9 protein-coding genes and 1 CRISPR repeat array are annotated in these 12462 nt (G+C 68.1%); of the genes, 1 reads left to right on the forward strand and 8 read right to left on the reverse strand.

Annotated elements, in window-relative coordinates; all coding sequences use genetic code 11:
• Nucleotides 1-43 precede the first annotated feature (43 nt).
• The 8 genes from SALPAC2_RS0106785 to SALPAC2_RS0106820 all read right to left on the reverse strand — a co-directional run bounded on the left by SALPAC2_RS0106785 (nt 44) and on the right by SALPAC2_RS0106820 (nt 11330).
• Nucleotides 44-715: a Crp/Fnr family transcriptional regulator gene (locus SALPAC2_RS0106785; RefSeq protein WP_018215897.1), complete on the reverse strand. Its 672-nt coding sequence runs from the start codon at nt 713-715 to the stop codon at nt 44-46.
• Nucleotides 716-892: 177 nt separating this feature from the next.
• Nucleotides 893-3381: a CRISPR direct-repeat array (repeat unit 37 nt; unit sequence GTTGCGATCCTCGCCCAGCGCGGAGGCCGGGCGCAGC).
• Nucleotides 3382-3505: 124 nt separating this feature from the next.
• Nucleotides 3506-3814 carry a CRISPR-associated endonuclease Cas2 gene (cas2, locus tag SALPAC2_RS24500; RefSeq protein ID WP_223874199.1) on the reverse strand — a complete coding sequence of 103 codons (309 nt, stop codon included), beginning with the start codon at nt 3812-3814 and terminating at the stop codon, nt 3506-3508.
• Nucleotides 3799-4827: a type I-C CRISPR-associated endonuclease Cas1c gene (gene cas1c, locus SALPAC2_RS0106795; RefSeq protein ID WP_018215899.1), complete on the reverse strand. Its 1029-nt coding sequence runs from the start codon at nt 4825-4827 to the stop codon at nt 3799-3801. Before cas1c ends, cas2 begins: the two co-directional genes overlap by 16 nt.
• Entirely contained in the window at nt 4820-5470 is a 651-nt protein-coding gene (cas4, locus tag SALPAC2_RS0106800) for a CRISPR-associated protein Cas4 (protein WP_018215900.1), read from the reverse strand. The genes cas1c and cas4 overlap by 8 nt, the downstream gene beginning before the upstream one ends.
• The gene (cas7c, locus tag SALPAC2_RS0106805) at nt 5467-6330 is read right to left on the reverse strand and encodes a type I-C CRISPR-associated protein Cas7/Csd2 (RefSeq protein ID WP_018215901.1); all 864 of its coding nucleotides are present in this window, start codon (nt 6328-6330) and stop codon (nt 5467-5469) included. The genes cas4 and cas7c overlap by 4 nt, the downstream gene beginning before the upstream one ends.
• Nucleotides 6327-8150, reverse strand: coding sequence for a type I-C CRISPR-associated protein Cas8c/Csd1 (cas8c, locus tag SALPAC2_RS0106810; protein ID WP_018215902.1), 1824 nt, complete (start codon nt 8148-8150; stop codon nt 6327-6329). Before cas8c ends, cas7c begins: the two co-directional genes overlap by 4 nt.
• The gene (cas5c, locus tag SALPAC2_RS0106815; protein ID WP_018215903.1) at nt 8150-8839 is read right to left on the reverse strand and encodes a type I-C CRISPR-associated protein Cas5c; all 690 of its coding nucleotides are present in this window, start codon (nt 8837-8839) and stop codon (nt 8150-8152) included. The genes cas8c and cas5c overlap by 1 nt, the downstream gene beginning before the upstream one ends.
• A gap of 232 nt (nt 8840-9071) precedes the next feature.
• Nucleotides 9072-11330, reverse strand: coding sequence for a CRISPR-associated helicase/endonuclease Cas3 (locus SALPAC2_RS0106820; protein ID WP_080636879.1), 2259 nt, complete (start codon nt 11328-11330; stop codon nt 9072-9074).
• Between the two features lie 187 nt (nt 11331-11517).
• Here SALPAC2_RS0106820 and SALPAC2_RS0106825 point away from each other — a divergent pair, with 187 nt between their 5' ends.
• A complete protein-coding gene (locus tag SALPAC2_RS0106825; RefSeq protein WP_026184498.1) occupies nt 11518-12417 on the forward strand; it encodes a YunG family protein in 900 nt (299 codons plus the stop codon).
• The last annotated feature ends 45 nt before the right edge of the window (nt 12418-12462 follow it).

The following is a 12462-nucleotide window of genomic DNA, read 5'->3' on the forward strand; positions in this document are numbered from 1 at the left end:
CCACTGTGCACAGCAGAGGTGACGTGGTTATCAATCACGAGTGTCATCCGGCCAGCCGGTGCAGTGCATCGACGTCGAGGATCGATACCCGCATGCGGTGGGTGTCCAGCACGCCTTCGGCGCGAAGAACCCCGAGCGCGAGTACGACGGCGTTCCGGGACGCGCCGATCAGCTCTGCCAGGTCCTGTTGCGGCAGCTCGAAGGCGCGTTGGCCGCCGGCGGTGTCAGCCGTCACATAGAGCCGGAGCAGTGCCCGGGCCAGGCGCTGCCGTACCGGAAGGACAGCGATCTCGGTCCGCTGGACGTCCGACTGTCGGAGCCGGTTGACGGTATACCGGGCGTAGGTGGCGGTGACGGAGGGGCGTCCGATGAACCGTTTGAAGCTCGCCCCCGGTACCACCCGGACCACCATGGGGGTCAGCGTCGACACCGTGCCGGAGCGGCGGCCACCATCCATCACCGCCAGATCGCCGACGACGTCGCCAGCCCCACGAATCGTCAGGATCGCGCTCTTGCCCGCTGCTTCGCCCCGAACTACCTTGACCGCACCGCTGAGGATCACGTAAACGTGCTCCCCCTCGTCGCCCTGTCGGAATAACGGGTAGTCGGCAGCCATGCGGCACCGGGAGCCGAGCGAGCACATCGCGGCCCAGTCGGTCGGCGAAAGGAGGGAAGCGAGACCGCCACTGCCGGCGAACAGGTCGTCAACGTCCACGCACAGAAGGTAACGAGTGGATTCTCTCCGGCCCACCCTCAAGCCGACCCCTCCCCCGGAACTACGGCCTCACGGTAAGGCGGCGCCGAAGCTCCGGCGGACTGGTCGGGGGTGGTCAGTCGCTGGCGCCGAGGGCGCAGCTGCAGGGAGCACCCTATCTCCGTCCCACTCGAGCCGTTTGCGATCCGCGCCCAGCGCGGAGGCCGGGCGCAGCTCAACGGCGATGGGGCATGCCCCCGGGAGACATAGGTTGCGATCCTCGCCCAGCGCGGAGGCCGGGCACAGCAGGGCCTTGGCCTGCGCAATCACCGCCCGCTTTGTACTGTTGCGATCCTCGCCCAGCGCGGAGGCCGGGCGCAGCGCCCGTCGCGGCCGATTGCACACGTCATTGGAGCAGGTGTTGCGATCCTCGCCCAGCGCGGAGGCCGGGCGCAGCCGTGGAGGGCACGCTCCGGCGCACGATCGACTGCCTGTTGCGATCCTCGCCCAGCGCGGAGGCCGGGCGCAGCCGGTATCAGCCCGTCACTGGTACCCGGGATCTCCGGGTGGTTGCGATCCTCGCCCAGCGCGGAGGCCGGGCGCAGCTACTGGATCTTTGGCCGGATGCACACCGACGCAAGGTTGCGATCCTCGCCCAGCGCGGAGGCCGGGCGCAGCCAGTCCCGCCTGCTCATGTGTCCTCCGTCCCCTCGAAGGGTTGCGATCCTCGCCCAGCGCGGAGGCCGGGCGCAGCCCCAGTTTCTTGACGCCTTCGCGCTGATTCTCGTCCCCCGGGTTGCGATCCTCGCCCAGCGCGGAGGCCGGGCGCAGCTTCGCGGAAACCCTGGCCCAAGCCCGCTCCATTGTCGTTGCGATCCTCGCCCAGCGCGGAGGCCGGGCGCAGCGCCCGCACCATCGCCGCAACCACGCCGAAGCCCCGCAGGTTGCGATCCTCGCCCAGCGCGGAGGCCGGGCGCAGCCGCCGCGCAGCCCGGTCCCACCCCCCACGGCCGACATTGTTGCGATCCTCGCCCAGCGCGGAGGCCGGGCGCAGCCTGCGTTGTACGACACCGACGGGACACCGCCGGCGCAGTTGCGATCCTCGCCCAGCGCGGAGGCCGGGCGCAGCTGGCACGCTCAAGGCCCGCGCCGCCGCGCTTGTCCGCGTTGCGATCCTCGCCCAGCGCGGAGGCCGGGCGCAGCGCCGCGCCGTACCGTCTCTCTCCATCACCCAGGCGATGTGTTGCGATCCTCGCCCAGCGCGGAGGCCGGGCGCAGCACGTCCTCGCCCGGCTACTCGCCCCAGGGCCCTACCCGTTGCGATCCTCGCCCAGCGCGGAGGCCGGGCGCAGCTGTTGCGTAACGCCGGTTGTCACACCGGCCGCCTAAGACGTTGCGATCCTCGCCCAGCGCGGAGGCCGGGCGCAGCCGGGCAGGGCAACTGGGCACCCCCGCAACGCGCCGGGTTGCGATCCTCGCCCAGCGCGGAGGCCGGGCGCAGCGGCGGAGTCGTCTAGTAATCCGATGCCAGGCGACACGGTTGCGATCCTCGCCCAGCGCGGAGGCCGGGCGCAGCTGCTGACCCTGCTGGGCTACATCGACTCTGACCTCCGGTTGCGATCCTCGCCCAGCGCGGAGGCCGGGCGCAGCGGCCGGCACCGCCAGGTCCGCGGCGACCAGCCACTTGTTGCGATCCTCGCCCAGCGCGGAGGCCGGGCGCAGCACCCGGTGCCATAGGCCGCCGAAAACTCAGCGGATAAGTTGCGATCCTCGCCCAGCGCGGAGGCCGGGCGCAGCGAGAGTGAGCCTGTAGTGGGTTGGAGTGGTTCTCCTAGTTGCGATCCTCGCCCAGCGCGGAGGCCGGGCGCAGCACGTTGGGGTGTTTCGGCGACCCTCTCAGCGAGATGACCCGTTGCGATCCTCGCCCAGCGCGGAGGCCGGGCGCAGCAAGGGCGAGGGGGGCGTCATCTGGGAGATGGCGCTGTTGCGATCCTCGCCCAGCGCGGAGGCCGGGCGCAGCACGTTGGGGTGTTTCGGCGACCCTCTCAGCGAGATGACCCGTTGCGATCCTCGCCCAGCGCGGAGGCCGGGCGCAGCAAGGGCGAGGGGGGCGTCATCTGGGAGATGGCGCTGTTGCGATCCTCGCCCAGCGCGGAGGCCGGGCGCAGCGCCAGGCCGGCGCCGAGCAGCACTCCGGCGACCTGCAGTTGCGATCCTCGCCCAGCGCGGAGGCCGGGCGCAGCTGGGGTCGGCGCGGGGTGACCCGATCAGGGCCCCGATCCGGTTGCGATCCTCGCCCAGCGCGGAGGCCGGGCGCAGCCCGAACCTCTTCGGGCATGTCCTCCCGGCGCGCGGTGTTGTTGCGATCCTCGCCCAGCGCGGAGGCCGGGCGCAGCCCGGCGAGCAGGCGCCGGGTTTCGCGGACCTCGTCGTTGCGATCCTCGCCCAGCGCGGAGGCCGGGCGCAGCACCAACCCAGACGCCCCCAGTCACTGGCTGCGCAAGTTGCGATCCTCGCCCAGCGCGGAGGCCGGGCGCAGCGCACGACGCGGGTTGCGGTGGTGCCGGCGTCGGTGTGGTTGCGATCCTCGCCCAGCGCGGAGGCCGGGCGCAGCGCGCGCGGTCCGCCACTCCGCCGTGGAGTGGTCGAGGTTGCGATCCTCGCCCAGCGCGGAGGCCGGGCGCAGCGGTTCGTGAGCAGCAAGAATAGAAGTTTAGTGATGTAAAGTTGATTGACCGCAGTCCGATTTGTCCAATTCGTCATTTTTTTGGGTTCGGAACCTCCTAGGCTTCTCGCGTCAGCTTGGGGTTCCTAGATCACCAACGCCCCCCGTGGATCGGTCTGGCGCGGCCTGCCGAGGTGTTCGACGTCGTCGAGGGCGTGGGCTGGTAGCCGGTAGATGCGGATGCTGTCCTGGGCTGGGTTGATGGCTTCCTGGAGGGCTCCAACGAGGCGCACTTTGTCGGTTTCGCGGCAGACAACCTCGAATACAGATTTCTGTACGCGATGACCGTATGCTTCGCAGATTTTGGCGACCTTGCGTAGTCGGCGTTGCCCTTCGGGGTGGCTGTTTCGACGTCGTAGGTGACGAGAAGGTCCATGGGTCAGTTCACCGTCCATGGCTGGTACGAGGGCAGGTCTCCACGAAGGTGGCGTGCGAGCAGTCGGGCCTGCACGAGTGGCAGCAGCGCGGCGGGCACCTCCCGGCGGAGTTGCGCGTGGGGCCAGTTGCGCTGTCTGCTTTGCTGCCACGCGGTCAGTACGGTTTTTCGTCCGCGGTCGGTGAGACGATAGGCCTTGTTTGGTAGCTCTTCGAAGTCGTTCGGGGTCAGCTCTCGCCGGTTGAGCATGGTGAGTGCGAGCCGGTCTGCCAGGAGGGGCCGGAACTCTTCCATCAGGTCGAGGGCAAGAGCTGGTTTGCCTGGCCGGACGGCGTGTAGGAAGCCGATGTAGGGGTCGAGTCCGACTTGGTCGAGTGCGCCCTGTACGGCAACGCGAAGCATGCCGTACAGGAAGGAGAGCAGGCAGTTCAGCGGGTCGGTGGGTGGTCGTTTGTTTCGCCCGGAGGCTTTCCAGTCCTTGCTTTCGGTGAGTAGGTAGGGCATGGCGGCGAAGTAGTCACGGGCGGCGATGCCTTCGACGCCGAGTACCTCGTTGGTGTTGGCTGCCGTGGCGAGCAGTGCGAGTCGTGTGGCCAGCAGTTCGGCGCTTGCCCGCAGCGCGGTCTGGCGGTGGCCGCTGGTGTCCCGGGCGGCGCGGAGCAGCACTTGTCGCGCGTTGTGTATTTTGCCGACGACGGTGGCGATTGCGATTGACAGTTGTTGTTCCGGTGTGTCGGCAGCCCGGTGTTGGGCTTGGCGGAGTAGTGGGTTGCCGTGGGTGGGGCCGACGAGGCTGGCCCGAAACCGTCCGCTTCCGGTGAGCCAGCTGACGGGGCGGCCGTCGTCAGCGCACCGCAGCAGCAGGTCGTCGCTGGGTGTGACGCCGGTGAACAGGACTAGGTGGTCGAGGCGGACGAGTGGTAGCAGCCGACGTCCGGGCTGGTCGGGGTGGTACACCCGGACGGTATCGCCGTCGAGGTGCAGGCTGGTGCCAGGGGTCTGCACGTAGAGGGTATTGAGCAACTCAGTCACGCCACTGTCCCAATGGTCGTGGGGCCAACAAGTCGGGTGTTGTTTGCTGCCGGCCGTCGGTCAACTCGGGTAGACAGTCCTCCCGGAGCGAGCATCGTCGGCAGCGGGCATCGTTGCGCGCTATCGGCAAGGCCGGGGTGTCCAGCAGCCGGCGCACCGCGTCGGCCGCGGCCATGACCCGGTCGAGCAGGTCGACATCGATGGATACGGCGTGTCGGCGCCGTTCAGCGACCGAATAGATGTAGCCGGTGGGCACGTCGAAGCCGGATTCGAGGAGGCAGAGTGCCTGCCCCCCAAGCTGCAGTTCGGCCGGCCCGTCGGCCTTGTATCGTCCGACCTTGTACTCGACGGGGGTGGCCGCGCCCTTCTCGAACTCGACGATGTCGCATATGCCGCGCAGGCCGTAGGTGTGGCTCCATACGGGTAGCGAACGGATTACGGTGAGACCCCGGCGGCGTTGGAGGCCGGGCAGGTCGACGGTGGTGTGGCTGAGGTCGCCGCGTACCGTCTCGACGTTTTCCGACCAGACGCCCTCGACGTGAATCAGCGCGGTTTGCCGGTGGCAGTAGGCGTAGTGCTCCAGCGCGGACAGCGGCACCTCCCGCTGGTCGGTGTCGCTGTCCACCTGGTGGCCGCCGGTCACGGCCAGAGGTCAACCAGCTTGGTCAGCTCAACACCGTCAGGTAGGCCCGACCCGTCAACGACTCGGGTGTAGTCGCTGTGGGCGCGCGGTGCCTTGTCAACGTTGTGCCGCTCAAGCGTGATGCGCTGGGTGAGCGCCGCCGCGGGCGCGGCCCCAAGGCCGTCTGGATGGCTGAACACGTAGAGCCCGCACAGCTTCATCTCGCCCCGGGTGGCAGCCCGGTCATGATCGAACATGACCGTGATGGCCTGCCACAACGCGGCTAGGTCGTCACTGGTCACGCCGGTCTTCGCGGCGCGGGGCGCGGAGTAGAACGCGTGCGCCCGATATAGGCCGTACGGGACGGTCCACTTGGAGCCGATCTCAGTGCGTTCTCCCTTGTCGATGTCCTCCTGTCGGGTCTGGGTAACCCGGGTGATGGTGTGGTCGGTGGGCAGGATCGGGTCGATGCTGCGGGCGAAGGTGAGCTGGAGCGGGCCGCGCACCTGGCCGGCGCCGCCACCCTTGCCGGTGCTGAGCACACCACCGAACATCCGGATGTCGAAGTAGTGGTCGCACATCCACCGTTGCGCCTCGTTGGCCTTGCCCGGGTTGGCCTTCAACGCCGCCTCGATCCGGGTGTTCAGGGCGAAGCCGGCCTCGACGAAGATGCCGTAGCGCGGGTCGTCGCCCCGTACCAGCGACACCGTGTCACGGATCTTGCGCTTGATCGCGACGTCGGTGATCAGGCCCTGCCCGCTCTCGTCGTCGGTACGCGGCTGGTTACCGGCGTCCGGGTCACCGTTGGGGTTGCCGTCGCTGACGTCGAACAGCAGGACGGCGTCGTGGCGGCGGGTCGGGTCGAGGTGTGCGGCGGTCATGCGTCATCTCCTTCGTCGGCGGTCGGCGCCGCGTCGTTGCTGCCCGGGGGCAGGTCGGTCTTCTTCTTGTTCGCCGCTGCCGCCATTCGTTCGGCCCGCATCTCGGCGCGCTGCTGGTGGTAGCCGAGAATGAACTGGGCCTTGTCGGTCAGCACGGCACCGTGCGGGATCGCGTCGAGCTGGACGAACAGGTCGTCGAATCGACGTTCGTACGCCTCGGACCAGTTCGGCCGGTGCAGGGGGCCACGGAGCCGTTTGAGCCACGCCTGCACGCTGCGGCGGCCGGCGACGATGACGACCTGCGGGTTGTCGATTGCCCGGCCGAAATAGCGCTCGGCGAAGGTGGTGTTCAGCTTCTGGTCGGCGACCCGGAACACGGTCCGTTGCAGGTCGTCCATGACAGCAAAGATGCGGCCAGACACGTACGCCGGCTGCTTGTACTCCACATTCAAGGTTGGGGTCAGCCTCTCTCGGTCATGCTCGGGCAAGCTCGGATGACGGCGCAGGGCGAGCCGGATCAGTGCTGCTCGAGCCGCGTCGAGCCGGCCATCGATCCGGATCCGGTGGATGACATGGTTGAGCAGCTTCGGCGGCAACGGCCGCTTGAGCAGCGCGGCGCCGAGCAGGCGGTGAAACACGTCAGGCGGTCGATGCTCGCCGGACGCACCGAACTTCGTCCAGGTCCCGGGGCCGCCGTTGCGCCCGGCCTCGAACCGTCCGGCCACTCGCGCCAACTGAGAAACCTTGGCCGTCACCACCTCACCGGTCCAGGCGTCGACGATCCGGTGGTCGTCGAACCAGGCCCGGATGTTGTTCTTCACCTGGCGGACGGGCTGGTCCACCCAGTCCCGGACGACCACCCGGGCGACGTTGCCACCCACCGTCACCGAGCAGTACCGAGACACGTCCTCGACCGTCGCCTCCCTGCGGTCGGCGGGAGCCGCGATCAGGTTCCGAATCTGGGTCGGGTCCAGCTGTTCAACCGTCGCCCACGGGTCGAAGGTCGACCCACCCAGCACCCACCAGGCGAGCCGAGCGTTCTGCCCGGACACGGCGGTGCTGTGCAGCGGGTCGGAGAGCAGATCGGTCAGCGCGGTCATGAACTTGAGGCCGCAGTCGGCACAGATCGGGGTGTTGGTGAGAAACTTCTGCAACTCGTAGCCGTGCACAGCCTCGTTCATGCTGACCAGCGACGCACTCTGGGTAGCGCCGGGCAACCACCGCCGAGGGATCTGCTGTGGCACCGTCTTGAGCAACGGCTGCACCTGCCCGCAGACCAGACACAGGCCGGACCGCCCCGATCCCTTCCGGTCACCGGCTACCCCGGCCCAGAACCGCTTCGCCGGGTCGGTGTCCGCCGCATAGGCTCCGTCGACCTGGAAACTGATCAGGTCACCCCTGCTCCAATCCACGGGCGCCTGAAGCCTGCCAGCATGCCCGTTCCGGTAGAAGGCGACGATGGCCGGCCCCAGACCCTCCGGCTCAGCAGCGGCCCACTCGGTGATCAGAGCACGGAAAGCGTCGTGCTGCTTCACCACCCGCTCCGGCTTGGCCCCCTCCGACAGCCAGCCGAAGACGTACTCGCCGTTGTCGACCGCCAGCGCGGGCGAGATCCCGACGGTTCGGGTCACCGCCGGCACCAACCGGGGCACGCCGAAGCGCCGATGCGGGTCGTCCTTGTCGGCCGTGCTGACAAGGTCCCCAAGGGGGACGCCCCTGCCGTCGATCGCCAGGCTCCACCGGACGGGCTTGCGGGCATAGAACGCCGGGATGGCGTCTTTGCTGGTGTCGGCGTACTCCACCAGCCGTTGCAGGAGCACTACGTCACCGGGCCTTCCACCGGCAACGCCAGCTCGATGCCACACTCGGGCACGTAGAGCACACCGGCGACGACCCGGGCGGCGAACCATTCCATCCGAGGCTGACCCGGCTTGCCGTCACGGTGGATGGAGTGCAGCATGATGCCGATCTCCTCGTTGACGTCGGCCCGCGGGGTGTCATCCGGCCAACCGAACTCGGCGCTGAACTCCCGGGTGCCAAGGTACGGCCGCTGGAAACAAGCTCCCTTACGGACACGGCGCCGAAGCTGATCCCGGTACGCCGCGACCGGCTTGTCCGCATGCCCTGCCACCTCGACGTGAGCATGAATCCGATACGCCACATCACGCAGGCAGACGGCGTTGCGCTGATCGCGATGAGCCGCGGTGTCCACCCTGCGGGTGCCCTTGATCGCCTCGGACAGCGGCGCAACATCGGACGTCTCGTTACGCCGGACCGAAAACTGCTTCACCGGCTTGAGTACCTCGATCGCCACGATCCGGTACCGCATCTCCGGCTTCCAAAAGATCGATTCGAGTACTCCCACCGCAGCCGACGGGGTCATCACCGGATAGCTGACCCGCTCCACCTTTAACTCCGGCCGCGAAAACAACGCCGCTTCACCACTGACCTGCACCACCACCGGAAGGTCACCCTCCGCGCTCCGCCGCAGCGTCAGCCCATTGACCACATCCCTCGTCACAGCACAAGCCCTCCCAAGATCAGATCTAGTCGAACACACGATCTAGGACTCACCGAAGCAGCGGATCAGCGAATCCCTCGTATGACAGGTGCGACGATCCATGATGGGTATGACAAAGTCCGCCGTTGCGGCCGGCGGGCTACACAAGATCATGAGCTGAGATCGGGTCCACCAGGTGAACGCACTACACCTTTCGTCCACCTAGTCTCTCGGCCACGCTTCAGAGAACAAACTGCTCTAGACGTGGGTCGAGGGTGATGCCGGTGGCGTCGTCGTACTCGCCGACCCATTCGACGAGAACGCCCTTCCGCACCTCGTTTCCACCCAGGATCGGCCGCAGTAGCGCCGTCACGCCGGGCTGGTGCAGGGCGCTGGGGTGCAGGTTCGTCGTGTACGCCTGCAACCGGCGAAGCTTCGTCAGGCCCGGGACCGGCGCCTGGCGCAGTTCCTCGATCAGTTGCTGCAACTCGCGCCGCAGTTCGGGTGTTTCGGCCCCTTGTGGCGTGACCACGCTGATCCCGTCGTCGCTGATCATCCGGAACGCCAGCGTCCGATCCCGCCGTTTGTCGCTCGCGTTGATCGGCCCATCGGACACGGTCTCGAACTCCCACCGCCGCCGGGCCTGCTGAATGAGCTGCCCGACGTGCTGATCATCCTGAAGATTGAGCAGTTCGTACACGTTGCGGTAGTAGCGTTCCAGCGCCATCAGGTCATCCGGGTCGGCCTTTTCTGGTCCGAACTGGCGTCCGGTGCATCCGACCAGTGTCTTGTATGTGGGCGGCTGCCCGCCGTCCGCCGGAGCGAACACGACCACCCGTCCGCCATCGGTCATCCGCCCCTCACGGTTGGCCCGCCCGGCTGCCTGAAGTAGCGAGTCGGCCGGCGCCATCGCACGGAATACCACCGGGAAGTCGATGTCCACGCCGGCCTCGATCAGCTGGGTGGCCACAAGCAGCACGCGCTCACGTCGGCACAGGCGCGCCCGTACGGTTTCCAGCACTCGCCGCCGGTGGTCCGGGCACATCCGGGTGGACAGGTGCCACGCCCCACTGTGCGCACCGGCCTCACGCCACCGGTCATGCACCGTCTTCGCGTCCGCGGTGGTGTTGACCACCACCAGCGCGGCCTGCTCAGACGCAGCCTGGTCGGCGATACCGGCCAGCGCGGGCTTCGGGTCGAGCTGCCATTCGTACCGCACTCTCCGCAGATCACTGACCAGCTTCGACGTGTCGTGGATCAGGTCGGTGCAGGGCACGTCCTTGAACTCGTCCAGCGCCCAGAAGCTCGGCTGGGTCGCCGAGGACAGCAACACTGTCACGCCGAAGTGGCGCACGAGCAGCCGAAGTCCGTCGAGGATCGGGGCGAGCATCGCGTGCGGTAGTGCCTGCACCTCGTCCAGCACGATCACCGAGTTGGCCAGCCGGTGCACTCGACGCATGGCTGACGCCTTGCGGGCAAACAGCGACTCGAAGAGCCGGACGAAGGTGGTGACCACAAACGGCGCGTCCCAGTTCTCGGCCGCCAGCCGCGCCCACCGGCCGGCTCCCGGGGCATCGAGGTCAACCTGGCTGTGATGTTCGAGAACGACCGGGTCGGCGCCGTCCTGGTCGAGCAGCCGACGGTAGACAGCCGCGTTCTGCTCGGTGATGGTGAGGAACGGAACCGCTACGATCACCCGACGCAGGCCGTGCTTCTCCGCGTGTCGCAGTGCGAACCCGCCGCTCGCGATCGTCTTCCCAGCACCGGTCGGCGCACCGAGACGGAATACACCACGCTCTCGCTCCGCTGCCGCCAGGCAGTCGGCGTAGACCCGCTCCCGCAGACTCCCGACCGGAGTACCACCGCGGCCCGCGAGCTCGTCGCCCCTCCGTTGCTCGAACACCTTGTAGAGGTGCTCGAAGTCGGCACCGGGACGCACCCGCGGACCGGACAATCCCTGAAAGTGCGCGCTGGTGTCCAGGCTGTCCGCGTCAACCAACGCGCTGTAGCACAATCGCAACGCCATCTCCCCGACTAGCAGATCCCGCCACGGAACCGGCACCAGATGATCGAGCCGCTCGGGCAGGTCCGGCAGCAGGCCCGGCAACTCGAGCTCAGCAGACGCCGCGTTGCCGGGTGCTTCGGCGAGTCGACTCCGATATTTGTCGCGCAAGTTGGGCGTGTCGATCAGCCCCCCGTGATGGCCGAAGATCGCACTGGCGAACCCAGCGAGTCCGCGCTCGTACGCAATTCGGGTGCCGAACGACTTGTGATCGATGCCCACCCGGCCACCGGTGGAGGCGACGACCGCGAGTCTGTCCTGCCAGGTGCAGGACGCCTTGCCCACGTCATGCAACGCCCCCAGCCAGTACGCCACCTCACCCCCGCCGAACGGAGCGCTGAACTCCCGCGCCAACTCCGCCGTGCCACGAAGGTGATCGCCAAGAGAATGCCACTGGCCGCCGGCATGGCCAGGGCTGTGCGCCCGGAGAGAAGTCACACCGGACCGTATCGGAATTCACGAAGATTGTTGAGTCCTCTCGCCGACGCCCGCATCCGGTTTCTACCAGAACCGGAGCGTTGCCAGCGGTGTACGGGTGTGCTGCCTGCCGAGCGGCCGCACGATGCGCGGCTTTGGCGGATCGGCGAGGAAACCGACTGTCGTACCCCTGCGTCAGGATCCCGGCGTGGTGAATGTAGAGCTGCTGCGGCCCGTGTTCCAGACTGCTTGGGGACCCGACACATGCGACCCGCATGACCTGGCGGAGTGGTGTCCCGGAAACCCAGCCCGGGGCCAGTGCGGAACAACCACCCTGGTAGCCCAGGAGTTGCTGGGTGGCGAGCTGATCCTCGGCGAGGTCCACGTCGAGGGTGTGAAGACCGGCTACCACTGGTGGAACAGGCTTCCCGACGGCACAGACATCGACCTGACCGCCGAGCAGTTCCACCCCGGTGAGATCGTCACCGGCGGTACGGTCCGCCACCGCCCACCTGGAGCACCGCTCACGCGCTGCCGCGGCCAATACGAGCTACTCCGGCACCGAGTGCTCAGCACCCTGGCCGACAAAGACCCGAGGCTGAGTGTCGACCATCCCGATCTCGCAGGCCCGGCACGCAGCCACCCACCCGCCGATGATTCGCCCACTTGGCCGGACGGACCGCCGACCCGGATCGCCGTCGTCGCGCTGACTGACCCGACCGGTGCGGTACTGCTTCAACTCCGCGACCCGCACGCGGCGGCCGAGCCCGGTCAGTGGGCGCTCCCCGGCGGGCACGTCGAGGCCGGCGAAAGTCCGGCGCAGGCCGCGATCCGTGAGCTGGCCGAGGAAACCGCCCGGACAGCGAGCCTTCGCTCAGTGTGGCAGGGCCTGCGCCCGGACCTGACCGGCTCGGCTACGGCGGTTGAACTGCATGCCTTCGCTGGCGCGACCACCGAGACGACGATTGGGCTCGGCGAGGGCCGTGCAGCGCGGTTCGTACCGACCGGGGAGTTGCCCGACGTGGACCTGAGCCCGACGGCAGCAGCCGTACTGCACCGGCTTCTCAAGTGCCTTGCCGAAGCGACATCAAATACCGATCGGTCATAGCGCTCGCTCGGCCCAGCGGGGCACCTTGCGCGGCTAGGAAAGACA

Origin of the sequence: Salinispora vitiensis (assembly GCF_000378825.1) — a bacterium.
Classification (GTDB): Bacteria; Actinomycetota; Actinomycetes; order Mycobacteriales; family Micromonosporaceae; genus Micromonospora; species Micromonospora vitiensis.

Bases quoted from the DNA above. Each gene is read 5' to 3' on its own strand.
- cas7c (WP_018215901.1), bottom strand. From the start codon at position 6,330: ATGACCGCCGCACACCTCGACCCGACCCGCCGCCACGACGCCGTCCTG.
- cas2 (WP_223874199.1), bottom strand. From the start codon at position 3,814: ATGGACGGTGAACTGACCCATGGACCTTCTCGTCACCTACGACGTCGA.